The sequence below is a fragment of the Solwaraspora sp. WMMA2080 genome (assembly GCF_027497395.1).
Taxonomy (GTDB): domain Bacteria; phylum Actinomycetota; class Actinomycetes; order Mycobacteriales; family Micromonosporaceae; genus Micromonospora_E.
The window spans coordinates 2,150,672-2,165,441 of sequence record NZ_CP114910.1 but is presented as its reverse complement, the minus strand read 5'-3'; the positions used below and the strand labels follow the sequence as shown (position 1 = coordinate 2,165,441).

The window sequence follows — 14,770 nt, the reverse complement described above, 5'->3', positions numbered from 1 at the left end:
CCAGCAGCGGCGGACAGCATCGACGCCGGGACGAGCCCGCAGCTCGTCCCGGCGTCGGATCGCCCTACCCGGGTCACCGGCGGCCACCGCCGCCGATGCCAGCCGACCTCATCGGGTGACGACCACCCGGACCACGTCGAAGGCGGGGATCTGGTTGGCCCGCTGCATCATCGGTACCCGGTGGGAACCGTCGCCGGCCCACGACGCGCACTGGGCGATGCCGGGGCCGGGCAGGCCGGGCACCTCGACGGTGACCTCGTCGGCGCCGGCGCCACCCCGACCGTCCTCGGTGGCCACGAAGAACGCCGGGACCGGGCCGGGCTCGGGAGCGCTGCGCCTACTGGTCAGCATCCGGCATGCGGTGTGGAAGTGCCCCCGGGTCAGACCCTCCTCGGTGAGGAACGAGCTTTCCAGGTAGTAGCCGCCCTGGCCGGCCGGCAGGAATCGGTCACGTACCAGGTTGCGGGTGCTGATTCGCAGGGTGAACGGTTGGTTTGCGCGTACCCGGTTGGGTGACGAGATGATCATCAGCTGCGGGTTGGTGTCCGCGTCACCGACCTCGCCGAACGCCGTACTGACACACCGCTCGCCGTCCTGGAAACCCTCGTGCGGGGCCAACGAACTGTCGGTGCAGTCGTCGCCGAGGATCTCCAACCCGGCCGGCGGATCGTCCGGCGCGTCGGGCTCTTCGCCGGGGGCGGGGGAGTCCTGGCACTGGTCCGGGCCCCGCTGGCCGTCACCCCAGTGGTGCCGTACGCCGTTGCTGTCCACGGTGGTCCCGGTGTCGGCCGGATCGACCGACTCGCTCGGGCTCACGCAGACAGCGGCGGCCCGGTCGCGGTCCCGCTCGCGGTCCCGGTCGCCGCGGGTCCCGGCGGACGAGATCTGGGTCACCGCCACCACGCCGCCGAAGACCGCCAGCATCGTGGTCACCGCGATGACGCGGTTGCGGGTGCTGCCCGCCGATTCGCCCCGGCGTGCCGGCTGGTCGCTGGTACGCCTGCGGCGCTGTGGGCTGTTCACGTGGTGCCACCTCTTTCGTCGAACGCCAATTGGTCGTCCGGGTGCAACGCAGTTGATGATGGCTGTGGTTCGCCACTGCCGTCGACCGTATGGATGTCACTCCACAACAGTCAACAATCCTTGGGCCAACTACGGAACACTTAGGAGGCACTTAATACGGGCTTCAAGAACCGGCTCGAGGCGCCGGTGGCGGGTCCACCAAAAACGTGGCGGCGGCCGGCCGCGCCCTCCCTGGCAACGACCGGCCGCCGCGATTCACAGGCGCCCTGAAAGAGTCAGTAGTCGTAGTCGCCCGAGTCCTCAGAGTCACTGTCGAAGCTGTCCGAGTCCTCGCTCTGCGAGTCCTTGCTGTCGTCGAGGCCCTTGATGTTGTCGCGGCCGTCACCGTCCGGCACCGCAATTGGCTTCGGGGTGCCCTCCGGCAGGCACTCCAGGTTCTTCGTGCCGTCCGGCTGCACGACGTACCAGGTGCCGCCGACACCCTGGCCCTTCCAATCGCCGGGCTTCTCGTCACCGGCGTAGTAGTAGATCGGCCAGCCGTCGATGGTCAGTTGGCGGGTGCCGTCCGGCCGGTTCACCGTGCCGACCAACTCCTCGTCCACCCCGGACAGAATGGGGTCGCCGTCGGTCAGCGCCGGCGGCCAGATCTTGGCGCAGTCACCCTCGCAGTTCGAGGTCGCGGGGTCGTTGGAGTCCTCCTCGAAGCGGTAGAGCAGCCAGCCGTCCTCGTCGGTGACCACGTCACCCATCTTGTCGACGGCCTTGCCGACCAGTTCCTTGGTGAGGTCCTCGTCGGCGACCTCGACCGCGATGTCCTCGGTGTCTACCGGCTCGGGCGCGGCCGACGCCGCGTTCGCCGCGTTGACGACCGGCTGGGCCTGAGCGCCGCCAAAGTCGTCCGGGTTGTAACCTGCCGGGGCGCAACCCGGCAACACGAGTGCCGCCAGCGCGCCTGCGACTATGACGGTCCGCTTTCCCAGTGCCACGTGCCCTCCCTCATTCGTCCACATCGGGCTTCATCAAGGAGTACGCAGCACATCTCGGATTGGATCGGTATTCCCGAGTGCAGAATTTCACAGCCCGGCGTTGAACCGGGTCGTCGGGTGCTGCGTGCGGCCAGCCGTTGTCGTGCCGATCAGCAGCAGAATACGCCGGTCATGGGCAGAGAGAGACGCAGCGACGATCAGAGACAGAACAGCCCGTGGGTATCCGTAAACTCGGGAACCCACGGGCTGCACGTACATCGAATCTGCTGGCGCAGATGTCGCGACGCCTGTTCGTAGCGCACGTCAGGAATGGACGTCGACCCTCCGCTCAGACCGGTACCGCTCAGACCGGTACCGCTCAGACCGGTACCGCTCAGACCGGTACCGCTCAGACCGGTACGGTGACGATCGCGGTGGCGACCCCGGACTGGTCGACCGCCTGGAACTGGATCCGTTCGATGTCGTCCCGAGGCACCGCCGTCGACGTGCTCAGCAGCAACGGCGCGGGCTGCTCCGCGGTGCCGTACCCGGCGTCGGGCACCGTCCAGGTGGAGAGCACCTCCGCAGTGCCGGAGGCCCGCAGCACCACGATCCGGCACTGCATCGGTCCCGGTACGCGGCGCAGCGCGAACGACACCTGGGTGCCCCAGTCGGCTTCCTCCAGCACCACGTCCGCCTCCACCCCGGTGGTGGCGTCGACCGCGTTGAACTTCTCGCCAGTGACCTCCGGACCACCGACCCCGGACTGCGGATCGACCGGTGACGGGCTGGTCGAGACCGACGTCTGCGGCCCGGCCTGCGGTGTCGCCGATCCGCCTGACCAGGTCGACCCGGCGAAGAACGAGAAACCGGTGAGCGTCGCCATCAGCACGAACCCGGCGGCGATCTGCAGCGGTCGGCCGGCGAACAGCCGCCGGGACCTACCGGCGCGGCCGAGCGGACGGACCCGACCGTGGTCGCGAAGCTGGTCGGCGTCGGACCGTACGGTCGGCCGGATCGGCACCGGCGCGCCGCCGTCGTCCGCCCCACCAGCCCGGTTCACACCGGTGGGGCCGGACTGAGGGAGGACGGGGCTGTCCTCCAACTGGTCGATGTCGACGGTGGACATCAACCCGACGATCGGAATGAGTGACTCCAGCTCCGCGGCGCAGGCCCAGCAGCCGGCGAGATGCTCCTCGAACAGTTCGACGTCGTCGGCGTCGAGCGCACCGATCGCGTACGCTCCGACGTCCCAGTGGGCGGACCGTGTCATTCTGTAACCCCCCGCTGTTGCAGCGCCGTCCGCAGCGCTCGTAGCGCGTAGTAGACCCGCGACTTGGCGGTACCCAGTGGCAGCCCCAGCTCCGCGGCAGCCTCCGGCACCGTGCGGCCGCGGAAGTACGTCTCGACCAGGATCTCCCGGTGCGGCTGGCTGAGCGTGCGCAACGCGTCGGCGACAGTCATCTGCCGCAGCACCTGATCGGTGCCGTCGGACTCGGCGAAGCTCTCCAGGTCCCGGTCGTACTCCTCTGTCGGGCGGGCCTTCTCGCTGCGGTGGTCGTCGATCGCGATGCGCCGGGCGACGGTCACCAGCCACGGTCGCAGCGACGCCTGGCCCTGCGCGCCGAGCCGGTGGGCGTTGCGCCACGCCCGCAGCAGTGTCTCCTGGACGATGTCCTCGGCTCGTTGCCGGTCCCCCCCGGTGAGCCGTAACACGAATCCCAGCAGCGGCCGGGCGTGCTCTGCGTACAGTGTGCGGACGAGATCGTCCCCGTGGCTGGATTCCGCCGTCCCGGCCTGTTGCCGGCTTCCTGCGGTCCGTGGCGTCACCGGCTCATCATCGCGCTCGGCCGCCCTCCCGTCGATGCTCTGCCAACGTTGCGTGCTGCGGGCCATGGCCGAACCATTGCCGGTCAGACCCGGCCGGGTCCTCTCCGCCTGCCAGCCGCTGGCGACCGCGTACATCGCAGGACCTCCATCCGACGTCGACATGGCCCGCGGCTGGGGGCCCACCCCGAGGTACGGAGCCGGCCGGCGGACGGATCAACGCCCGCTCGGAAAAATTCCATCCGGCGGCGGCGGCGAAGGCTGCGCGGTTGCGTCGGCGATCGGCGACGCCGTCGCGATCAACCGGTCCAGCGCCGCGCCGTGCAGCACCCGGCTGGGAAACCAGTCACCGGCGGCCCGCCGGGCCAGGTCCCCGACGGCCGGTACGGCGCGTCCGGCGACCACCACCAGGTTGCCGTACCGGCGCCGCCGCAGCACCGCCGCGTCGGCGACCAGGCAGATGCCGGGCAGCACCTGCCGTACCGATGCCAGATGTCGACGGGCCCAGCCCAGCGGCGGCCCGTCCGCCACGTTGGACAGCAGCTGGCCGCCGGGCACGAGCACCCGGGCGACCTCGGCGGCGAACTCGACCGAGGTCAACCGAGCCGGGGTACGGGCACCGGCGAACACGTCCGCGACCACCAGGTCGTAGCTGTCCGTGCGGGCCTGTTCGACGGCGGCCCGCGCGTCACCGACCCGGATCCGCAGGTTGCGGTCGGCCGGCCAGGGCAGTTCGCGGCGGACCAGCTCGGTCAACGCGGCGTCGATCTCCACCACCCGCTGGCTGGACCCGGGCCGGGTGGCGGCCAGGTAGCGCGGCAGGGTCAGCCCACCGCCGCCCAGGTGCAGCACCCGCAGCGGGGCGCCGGCCGGGGCGGCCAGGTCGATCGCCGCGGCCATCCGGCGGACGTACTCGAACTCCAGGTGCGTCGGATCGTCGAGATCGACGTGGGACTGCTGGGTGCCGTCCAACAGCAGGGTGTACGCCCGCCGCCGGTCCGGGTCCGCAACGAGCTGCGCGGTGCCGGTGTCTACCTGGACCGCGGGCGGTGCTGTCCTGCGGGTACGGCCCATCGGCACAGTATGCCGGTCACCGCCACGCCGGATTCTCCTGCCCGGCTGCGGAGAGGCTGAGCGCCCGGTGCAGCAGCCGGGCGTCGCCGAGCATCGCCCGCAGCCGTCGCTCCAGCCCGGCGATCGGCACCAGGTTCTGCGGTGCGCGGGGGTCCTTGTACGGGGCCGAGGCGAACCGGGGCAGCGTCGCCAGCGACAGGTCGGCCAGCGCGATCGCCGCCTGCGGCGTCAGGTCGGGCCGGCACTCCACCCGGACGATGCCCGCCCAGGGCGCGCCCCGAGGCCCAGGCAGCCGCAAGTACCACGAGTAGCTGCGCCACCGGGTGCCGCGCAGGAAGACCGGGCTGCGTTCCGCCGGCCGCAGCGCGGTCACCACCGGGATCAGCCCGGCCGGCAGGTACGGCTGGCGCTGGGACTTGACGTAGCCGATCGTGTTCGAGAGCCGTCGCCCGCGCAGCGGACCGTCCACCACCAGCAGATCCGCCAGGTCATCCGCGCCGTCGGCGCGGGCCTGCTCGGAGACCGCGATCTCCAGCGCGGCCAGCGCCGGCTGCACCGCCTGCGGCAGTACGGCCGGATCCGGGTCGACGACCCGGCGCGCCGGGTAGTGCACCCGCCCGACGACCAGGTCGGTGGCGGCGGTGCTCGGCGTGAACAGGCCCCGTTCGGTGCGGGCTCCGGCCAACCGGGCCGCCCCGCGTCGCAGGTCGCAGCGCACCACCCCGGCGGCATAGGAGGCAGCCAGCGCCGGGTACGAGACCCCGTCGGGCTCCTCGCTCCACAACGAAGCGTCGATCCGACGCACCCCGTCGACCAGCAGCACCACGTCCGGTGCGCGCACGTCCGCCGGCTGACGCAACGGCCGCCACGCCGCCGGATCCAGCTCCACGGCGAGGTCGGCGGCGTCCTGGCCGTCGTCGGCGGCACCGGGGCCACCCGGGTCGGCTGCCTCGAACGACGTGCCGTAGCCGGGCTGCCAGCCCTCGACGAACCAGCGGATCCCGGTGGCCGGCCGGCCCGTCACGGTCGCGGTCACAGCCCGCTCCGCCGGACCCGGGCCGTACGGGCGTCCTTGCTGACCTCGAACCGGACCGGTACCCGCTCGGCCAGCGCCGGAACGTGGGTCACCAGGCCGACCATCCGGTCACCCCGGGCGGCGAGCCCTTCCAGGGTCGCGGCGACGGTGTCCAGGGTGGCCGCGTCCAGCGAGCCGAAGCCCTCGTCCAGCACGATCGACTCCAGACTGGCGGCGCTGGCCGACATCCCGGCCAGTTGCTCCGACAACGACAGTGCCAGCGCCAGCGACGCCTGGAAGGTCTCCCCGCCGGACAGCGTGCGTACCCCGCGCCGCAGTCCGGCGTCGTGGTGGTCGACGACGAAGAACTCACCGGCGTCGTGCACCAGCTCGTACTGACCGGAGGAAAGCTCCCGCAGGATCCGCGACGCGCCGTCGACCAGCAGATCCAGTGCCTCGACCAGCAGCCAGCGCTCGAAGTTGTTGGCCCGTAGATGCCCGGCCAACGTTCGGGCCAACTGGGCCTGCCGCTCCTGGTCGGCCCGCCTGCCGCGCAACTCACCCGCCTGGGCGAACCGTTCGGTGACCCGTTCCTGGTCGGTCTGCGCCCGCTGGACCGCCAGCGCGGCCGCCTGCCGGTAGCCGGCCGGATCGGCGCCGGCCGGCGGCGACAGTCCGGCGGCGACGAACAGCTCGTCGATGTCGGCGGCGACGCCGCCGGCCGTGTCCCGGGCCGAAGCCAGCCGATCGTCCGCCTCGGCCCGCGCCGCGCGGCGCTCGGCGAGCAGTTGATGCGCCCAGTCGGTCAACAGCGTCCACGCCGCGGCCAGATTGGTGCGGTCGGCGGCCGGTGGCGCCAGCCGGGCGACGGCGTCCCGGCCGGCGTCGAACTCCCGCCAGCCGGCCTGCAGCCGCTGTTCGCCGGTCACGGCGGCGCGCTGCGCCTGGCGGGCCGCCTCCCGGGCGCGGCGGACCTGGCCACCGGCGTCGTCGAGGGCGCGCTGCAACCGGTCGACCGTGGCCAGGTCGGTGCGCAACGCCTCGGCACCGGGCGAGTCGGACAACCGGGCGTCGAGCTGCGCCAGCCGGGCGGTCAGCTGCTCGGCCCGTACCCTGGCCCGGTCGACGGCCCGTTCCACCCCGCGCAGCGACTGCTCGGCGTCGGCGACCGCCTGGCGGGCCTGGTCGGCGGCGGCCCGGGCGGCCTGACCGGCGGACTTCGCCTCGGCGACCCGGGACCCGGCCGGCACCGGCGGCACCGTGCCCACCGGCTGCGCGCAGACCGGACAGTCCGCCCCGGCGACGAGATCGTGGCGTAGCGCGGCGGCCAGGTCAGCGGACTGCGCCTCCTGGTACGACTGCCGGGCGCGGTCCAACTCGCGGTCCGCCGCCTCGGCGGTGGACCGAGCCGACCGCAGCGCCGCCTGGCTGGCGACCTGCTCGGCCTGCGCGGCGGCGAGCGCCGGAGCCAGCTCGGCCGATTCGGCGGCGACCCGGTCCCGTTCAGCGTGTGTCTGCAGCAGCAGCCGTCGGTCGGCCGGGTCACCGATGGCGGCCAGCTCGGCGCGGACCTTCTCCTCGCGTTCCTCCGCGTCTGCGACGGCCCGGTCCGCGTCGGCGGCGGCGACCCGGGCGGCCGCCGCCTGATCGGCCAGCCGGGCGGTGGCCGCCGGGGCGGCGACGCCGGCCAGCAGCCCGATCTCGCTGTCGAGGGCCGTCACCTGGTCGGCTGCGGTCGCCACCGCCTGCTGGGCCTGCGTCAACCGGGGCAGCGCGGCGTCGACGGCCGTCGCCAACGCCCGCATCGCGTCGACCTGACGCGCCGCGGCCGCCACCGCCGCTTCGTCGGCGTCGCAGAGCCCGCCGAGCAACTGGTCCACCGCCGCGACCGCCGCCTCGGCGGCCCCCGCCCGGGCGGTGGCCCGCTCCCGGACCCGTTCGTAGACGTGCAGCCCGAGCAGGTTGACCAGGATCTGCTGTCGGGTTGCCGGCTTGGCGTGCAGGAAGTCGGCGAACCGGCCCTGCGGCAGCAGCACGCAGGTGGTGAACTGCTCGTACGGCAGCCCGACCGCGTCCAGCACGGCCTGCTCCATCTCGGCGGGCGTGCCGGCCAGCACCTCGCCGAGATCGTCCGGGCTCATCCCGGTGTCCAGACGGGTCACGTCGAACCCGGGCGGCATCATCTGCAGGCCGGCGTTGCCGGTCTTGACCGCGCCGCGCGAGTCGCGACGGATCACCCGGGTGGCGACGTAGCGACTGCCGGCGCTCTCGAACACCAGCCGCACCCGGGCCTCGGTGGCCGACGGTGCCAGCGCGGATGCGATTCCCCGGCTGCTGCCCCAGCGCGGCACCACCCCGTACAGGGCGAAACAGATCGCGTCGAGGATGCTGGACTTGCCCGATCCGGTCGGTCCGACGAGGGCGAAGAAGTCGGCGTCGGTGAAGTCGACCGTGGTCTCCTCTCGGAACACGGTGAATCCGGCCAGGTCGAGCCGCAGCGGTCTCACGAGGAGGTCACCTCCTCGTACAGCGTGTCGAACAGGGTCCGTACGTCGTCGTCGCCGTGCCCGCGCGCGTCGAGGTAGTCGGCGAACAGCTGTCCGGGTGCCCGACCGGCCCGCTGTGGGGTGTGCGTCGCACCGGCGGCGGACGCGGCCCGGGTGAACTCCGGGTCGATGCGCACGTCCAACGCCCGGGGCAGCAGCGCCTGCACCTCTTCGCGCAGCCCGGCCCGGGGTGCCTCCCGGATGAACACCCGCAGCCAGGCGTCGCCGTGCTCGCCGGCGGCCAGTTCGTCGAGGGTGCCGTGGACGGTGCGCAGCGGGGTCGCCGCGTCCACCGGCACCTCGCGGACCCGGGCGGCGGTGCTGGCGGTGACGTCGACGATGCTGACCGATCCGACGTTGTCCTCCTCGCCGAAGTCGATTGGCAGCGGACTGCCGCTGTAGCGCACCGGGCAGGGCGCTTCGAGCTGCTGGGCGCGGTGCAGGTGGCCGAGCGCCACGTAATGCGCCCCGGTCGGGAAGACGGTGGCCGGTACGGCGTACCCGAGGACGGTGTGCACCTCCCGCTCGCCGCCGCCGGACCGCCCGCCGATCACGGTCAGGTGGGCGGTGATCAGATCCACCACGCCCGGCTCGCCGAACCCATCGGTGAGCCGGGCCAGCACCCGTGCGATGTGGTCGGCGTACGTCTGGTTGGCCTCGGCCGCGGTCAGCTGGTACATCTCGGTAGCCCGGACGGCGTACCGCTGGGACAGGAACGGCAGCGCGACCAGCCGCCACGGTTCGCCGTCGCCGGTGGTGCCGGTGATCACATGTTCGTCCGGGTTGTCCCGGACGGCGCCGCGCAGGGTGATGCCGGCGGCGTCGGCCCACGGCCGTAGCGCGTCCAGCGCGGCCCCGTTGTCGTGGTTGCCGCCGATCGCCACCACGTCGGCGCCGGTGCCGCGTAACGCGGTCAACGCCCGGGTGACCACCCGGGTGGCGTCGGGTCCGGGAGCGGAGGTGTCGTACAGGTCGCCGGCGACGATCACCAGGTCCGGGCGTTCGGCACGGGCGATCTCGACGACCCGGGCGAGCACCTGGATCTGCTCGGTCAACCGAGCCTGTCCCTTGAGGACCTTGCCGACGTGCCAGTCGGAGGTGTGCAGGATCCGCATCCGGGGGAACCTCCTCGACCTCAGGGTCAGAACGGCTAGAACGGTCAGAACGGGATGTCGTCGTCGGCCGAGGACCGACCGCCGACCACCGCGAACGGGTCGGCGGCCTGCACGATCGAGCGCAGCGTGCCCGACGGTGCGTCGCCGGCCTCCGACGAGCGGGTGGCCCAGGCCGGGAACGGGAACTCCAGGCAGAGCGGGACCGGGATGTCCGGCTGGTTGACGAACATCGTGCCCGGCTTGGCCAGCAGCACCCGCTGCCGCTGTACCGCCGGCAGGAAGCCGTACTCCGGCCGGGACGCCTCGGCCGGGTCGAGCCGGCCGACCACCCGGACCGCCGAGTTGGTGACGATCCGCCGCTCCACCTCGCTGGCGGTCTGCTGGGCACCGATCAGGATCACCCCGAGCGAGCGGCCCCGCTCGGCGATGTCGAGCAGCACCTCCTTGATCGGTGACGACCCGTCCCGGGGGGCGTACTTGTTGAGCTCGTCGAGCACGACGAAGAGCAACGGCTTGGCGGTACCGGCCCGTTCCTTGCGGTCGAACTCGTTCTTGAGCGTCACCCCGACCACGAACCGCTGCGCCCGGTCCGGCAGGTTGTGCAGGTCGACCACGGTCACCTGGGCACTGTCGTCGGTGCTGATCTGGTGCGGCCGTCGGGTGGCCAGGTCGCCCCGGATCAGCCGGGCCAGGTCGCGTTTGCTGCCGATCAGCCGGCGGGCGAACGCGTTCACCGTACCCATGCCGACCGCCGAGCCGGCCCAGGCCGATCGGGTCTCCTCGTCGCCGAGCTGGTCGACGATGTGGTCGACCAGATCCCCGTACGAGCCGATCCGCCGGCCGTCGATGCTGATGCCGCCGTCGGCGGGTTGCGCGTGCCGGCGCAGGTACGCGGTGACCGCGTGCACCACCATCGTGTACTGCTGGCGTTCGTCGTCGGCGTCGGCGAACACGTACGGCAGCAACTGCTTGTCGCAGAACTCGGCGACGGTCCAGTAGAAGCTGTCCACGCCGGTGAGCCGGCTCTGTACGTCGGGGGTGCCGGAGGCATCGCCGGCCCGGGGCGGGGCGTAGACCCGCACGTCCGGAAAGGCCCCGGCGGGCAGGCCCAGCCTGGCGTACGCGGCGGTCGTCGCCTCATCGAGCCGGACATTGGGGTGGTCGAGGAAGAGCAGGTCCTCGCCCTTGACGTTGAAGATCAGCGCCTTGGCGTTGACCGCGTCGCCGCCGAGCTGGCCGGAGCGGAACACCGAGTAGAGCAGAAACGTGGCGAAGCTGGTCTTGGTGGCGACGCCGGAGATGCCCGAGATCGACACGTGCGCGCCGCGCTGACCGTCGAGGAAGTCCGCGTTGAGGTAGACCGGCACCCCGTCGCGGCCGGTACCCATCGGGATCCGGCGTTCCATCCGGTCGAAGTGCAGGGCGCGGGCGCGGGCGTCGCCCTGGGCCCGCCACACCGGGGCACCCGGCTCCGGCGGTACGTAGATCTCCGGATCGACCCGGGTGGCGGTGATCTCGGCGGCCTCCTGCACCTGGGCGGGCAGGGTGCCGTCGGCGATGGCGAAGACGTCGGAGTCGAACTGCGCCCCTTCGTGGCGGGCCCGGACCTGGGTGACCACCCCGGCGATGGTCACCGGCTCGGCGCCCGGCAGCTCGCGGCGGGTCACCACGACGTCGTCCAGCTGCAGATAGTTGCCGGGGCCGACTGCGGTCCAGAACTGCAGGGGGGTGGCGTCGGCGGTACCCAGCACCCGGCCCACCGGCGTACCCTCCGGCGTTGCGTCACTCGTGGTGATGGACTGGTCGCTGAAGTCCGGTTGCGTCGTGCCCACGGGTTGCATCCTGCCCCACGGGTACGACCAGTACGGCATCCGACTCGGTGTGGCCGGCCGAATTCGCCGACGGTAGGTTCCGGACGACCCGACCCGCTGCCCGCGGGTGATCGCTCGCTAACTTACAGTCATGATCCTGGGGTGGTCGGGGTCGGGGTCGGGCCGGGTGTAGCGGAGCAGCAGCGTGCCGTCGTCGGCGGCCAGCACCTGGCCCAGCCGCAGCTGCCGCACGGGGCTGGCCGGACCCGCGCTGATCCGGCCGGCACCGGCACCGGCGAGCAGTGGGGAAACCGTCAGGCAGAGCTCGTCGACCAGATCGGCGGCGGTCAGCGAACCGAACAGCATCGGGCCACCCTCGCAGAGCAGCTGACGGTGGCCACGGGCGCGCAGCCGGCTCAGCCCGGCGGTCAGATCGATGGTGCGCTCGCCGGCCGGGACGATCTCCGCGACCCGGGCCAGTCGACGTCGCCGGTCGGCTGGCGCGTCGGTGGTGGTGAGCACGATCGGCCGCGCCGGTGCGTCGGCCAGGGCCGGTTGGTCCGGGTCGAGATCGAGCGAGGCGGAGACCACGACCAGGGTGGGGTGGGTGGGGAGGCCGTGCTGCTGCCGCCAGCGGCGGCGCCGGTCGTCCAGCCGCAGCGCCCGGTACTGCTCCCGGCGGAGGGTGCCGGCACCGACCAGCAGCGCGTCGCAGAGCATCCGCAGTACGCCGAAGACCCGTTTGTCCGCGCGTCCGGACAGTCCGGCGGACCGGCCGGCCACCGCGACCGCCCCGTCCAGGCTGGTCACGAAGTTCACCCTGAGGTGATCGAGGGGCGCGACGGCGTACGCCTCGATCAGGGCAGGGTCGTCCAGCGCGGACCCGGCCGGCTGTGGCCCGAACCGTCGGACCGGCGGGCCCGGGGCCGGGGTGTCCGGGGCCGGCGGGTGGTCGGTCACTCGCCCGCCGGACCGGTGACCGGTGGGGTCGGAGCGGAGGTACGGTGCTGGCAGTCGCACCAGTTACCACCCCGACACCCATCGTGCTGGCCTCTCCGGCACGCAGTGCAGATCATGGGTCCGAGCCTAGGTCAGAGAAAGGGCGGCCATGCCCCGTCAGATCTTCCACCTGCTGGTCACCCTGTCCGACATCGCACCGCCGGTGTGGCGCCGGGTCCAGGTGCCGGGCGGGTACACGCTGGACCGGGTGCACCGAGTGATTCAGCACGCGATGGGCTGGCGCGACTGCCACCTGCACTCGTTCGAGATCAACGGAGCGCAGTACGGCGAGCCGGATCCGGCCGGTGAACTGCTGCTGCGTGACGAGTTGGACACCCGGTTGGACGCCGTGGCCACCAAGGGGGCCCGGTTCCGCTACACGTACGACTTCGGCGACTGGTGGGAGCACGACGTCGTCGTCGAGGACGTCACCGCGCCCGAACCGGACATGCGCTATCCGCTCTGTGTCGACGGGGACCAGGCGTGTCCCCCGGAGGACGTCGGTGGTGCCTTCGGGTACACCGAGTTCCGGGCCGCGATCGCCGATCCGGCGCATCCGCGCCACGTAGAGATGACCGACTGGGTGGGCACGCCGTTAGATCAGGTCGGGTTCGACCCGGCGCGGGCCACCACCCTGCTGCGCCGGCTGACCTGACACCCGGCTGACCTGACACCCGGCTGACCTGACACCCGGCTGACCTGACACCCGGCTGGGCTGACTACCGGCCGGCCTGACCCGAATCTGACCCGGGAGCACCCAGGATCTGGCAGTAACGAAATGGGAACGCTCCCATCGGCCTCTTGACACCTCCGAAACCTCCCGGCAATCTCATGGGAGCGCTCCCGGCCGGGGTGAGTGAGATCCACGTCACTTGCTTGACCAACCGCGGAGCGCGGTCGTGCAGTGCCCGCTCCGCGGCGACGGACCCTTTTCGTCAATGCAGTTCCCGTTGTCACGGCGGACACCACACGGTCACCCCCCATCACAGAAAGCGACCTTGAGAGGGGTCAGGATGAGCGTCACGCTCCGGCGGTACGCCGCGGTCGCACTCGCCTCGGCCGTCATGTTGACGGCCACGGCCTGCGGCTCCGACGACGCCGATTCAGATCCGGACGGCCCGATCACCCTGGTCGTCGACATCTTCGGCGACGCAGGCTTCGGATACGACGAGTTGATCGAGCAGTACGAGGCCGACAACCCGAACGTCACTGTCCAGCAGCGAGGCGTAGGCCTCGGCCTCGGCGACTACAACACCCGACTCACCCAGCAGATCACCGCCGGCTCCGGTGCCGGGGACGTGGTGGCGATCGAAGAGGGCACGATGTCGCAGTTCTTCGCCCAGGCCGACAAGTTCGTCGACCTCGGTGAGCACGGTGCCAACGAGCTCGAGGGCAACTTCCTGCCGTGGAAGTGGGAAGCCGGCGTGCTGCCCGACGGCAAGGTGCTGGGGCTTGGCACCGACGTCGGCGGGATGGCCCTGTGTTACCGCTCGGACCTGTTCGAAGCGGCGGGTCTGCCGACTGACCGGGAAGAGGTCGGCGCGCTCTGGTCGAGCTGGGACGACTTCATCTCGGTCGGTGAGCAGTTCAAGGAGGCCACGCCGGACAAGGCGTTCGTCGACTCGGCGACCAGCTTCTACAACCTGGTGCTGAGCCAGATCGCCGGCGAGGGCACCGGGTACACCTACTACGACACTGAGAACCAGTTCGTCATGGAGAGCAACCCGGACGTGAAGGCCGCGTTCGACCTCACCACCGACATGATCGAGGCTGGGCTGTCGAACAACCTGCAGTCGTTCTCCAACGAGTGGAACGCCGGCTTCAAGAACGCCACCTTCGCCACCATCGCCTGCCCGGCCTGGATGACCGGTGTCATCGAGGGCCAGGCCGGCCCGGAGGCCGCCGGCAAGTGGGACATCGCCAAGGCGCCGGGTAACGGCGGCAACTGGGGCGGCTCGTTCCTGGCGGTGCCCACCTCCAGCAAGTACCAGGCCGCCGCCGCCGAGCTGGTCAAGTACCTGACCAGCCCGGAGGGCCACATCGCCGCCTTCGAGGCGGTCGGCAACCTGCCGTCCGCGCCGCAGGCGTTGGCCGACCCGAAGGTCGCCGAGGCGGTCAACGAGTACTTCTCCGATGCCCCGACCGGCGAGATCTTCGCCGCCGGTGCCAGCGAGCTCAAGCCGGTCTACCTCGGCCCGAAGAACCAGGCGGTCCGTACTGCGGTGGAGAACGCGCTGCGGGCGGTCGAGCAGGGCCAGTCGCCGGACGAGGGGTGGCAGGACGCCATTACGAACGGCACGGCCGCCGGCCGATAACGCGGTGTCACAACCCGGGTGAGAGATGGCGCTGGCAGGACCTGCCAGCGCCATCTCTCCCGCCGCGTCGCGGTGCCAGC

The 14,770-nt window shown here is 71.8% G+C and carries 12 protein-coding genes; 2 read left to right on the top strand and 10 right to left on the bottom strand.

The genetic code is table 11. The annotated features are described in order from the left end of the window. Positions 1–108 precede the first annotated feature (108 nt). From O7543_RS09830 to O7543_RS09785, 10 genes are all read right to left on the bottom strand, one after another. Complete coding sequence (locus tag O7543_RS09830; protein ID WP_281554100.1) at positions 109–1,023, bottom strand: Pecanex-like protein 1; 915 nt, start codon at positions 1,021–1,023, stop codon at positions 109–111. A gap of 275 nt (positions 1,024–1,298) precedes the next feature. Further along, on the bottom strand, positions 1,299–2,009 hold the full coding sequence (locus tag O7543_RS09825; RefSeq protein WP_281554101.1) for a hypothetical protein: 711 nt from the start codon (positions 2,007–2,009) through the stop codon (positions 1,299–1,301). A 388-nt stretch (positions 2,010–2,397) separates the two neighbouring features. Next, the gene (locus O7543_RS09820) at positions 2,398–3,261 is read right to left on the bottom strand and encodes a zf-HC2 domain-containing protein (protein WP_281554102.1); all 864 of its coding nucleotides are present in this window, start codon (positions 3,259–3,261) and stop codon (positions 2,398–2,400) included. After that, entirely contained in the window at positions 3,258–3,953 is a 696-nt protein-coding gene (locus O7543_RS09815) for a sigma-70 family RNA polymerase sigma factor (RefSeq protein ID WP_281554103.1), read from the bottom strand. The genes O7543_RS09820 and O7543_RS09815 overlap by 4 nt, the downstream gene beginning before the upstream one ends. Before the next feature lie 78 nt (positions 3,954–4,031). Next, entirely contained in the window at positions 4,032–4,889 is an 858-nt protein-coding gene (locus O7543_RS09810) for a fused MFS/spermidine synthase (protein WP_281554104.1), read from the bottom strand. Positions 4,890–4,905: 16 nt separating this feature from the next. After that, the gene (locus tag O7543_RS09805; protein ID WP_281554105.1) at positions 4,906–5,925 is read right to left on the bottom strand and encodes a hypothetical protein; all 1,020 of its coding nucleotides are present in this window, start codon (positions 5,923–5,925) and stop codon (positions 4,906–4,908) included. Further along, positions 5,922–8,411, bottom strand: a complete 2,490-nt coding sequence (locus tag O7543_RS09800) for an SMC family ATPase (RefSeq protein ID WP_281554106.1) — start codon at positions 8,409–8,411, stop codon at positions 5,922–5,924. The genes O7543_RS09805 and O7543_RS09800 overlap by 4 nt, the downstream gene beginning before the upstream one ends. Continuing rightward, positions 8,408–9,565, bottom strand: a complete 1,158-nt coding sequence (locus O7543_RS09795) for an exonuclease SbcCD subunit D (RefSeq protein WP_281554107.1) — start codon at positions 9,563–9,565, stop codon at positions 8,408–8,410. Before O7543_RS09795 ends, O7543_RS09800 begins: the two co-directional genes overlap by 4 nt. A gap of 44 nt (positions 9,566–9,609) precedes the next feature. Further along, the gene (locus tag O7543_RS09790; protein ID WP_281555525.1) at positions 9,610–11,361 is read right to left on the bottom strand and encodes an ATP-binding protein; all 1,752 of its coding nucleotides are present in this window, start codon (positions 11,359–11,361) and stop codon (positions 9,610–9,612) included. A 153-nt stretch (positions 11,362–11,514) separates the two neighbouring features. Continuing rightward, positions 11,515–12,252 (bottom strand): pyrimidine reductase family protein, encoded by a 738-nt coding sequence (locus O7543_RS09785; protein ID WP_281555526.1) that lies wholly within the window; start codon positions 12,250–12,252, stop codon positions 11,515–11,517. A gap of 232 nt (positions 12,253–12,484) precedes the next feature. Between O7543_RS09785 and O7543_RS09780 the strand changes: the two genes are divergently transcribed. Both O7543_RS09780 and O7543_RS09775 read left to right on the top strand, forming a co-directional pair. Next, positions 12,485–13,030, top strand: coding sequence for a plasmid pRiA4b ORF-3 family protein (locus O7543_RS09780; protein WP_281554108.1), 546 nt, complete (start codon positions 12,485–12,487; stop codon positions 13,028–13,030). A 358-nt stretch (positions 13,031–13,388) separates the two neighbouring features. Then, positions 13,389–14,690, top strand: coding sequence for an extracellular solute-binding protein (locus O7543_RS09775; RefSeq protein ID WP_281554109.1), 1,302 nt, complete (start codon positions 13,389–13,391; stop codon positions 14,688–14,690). Positions 14,691–14,770: the final 80 nt, after the last annotated feature.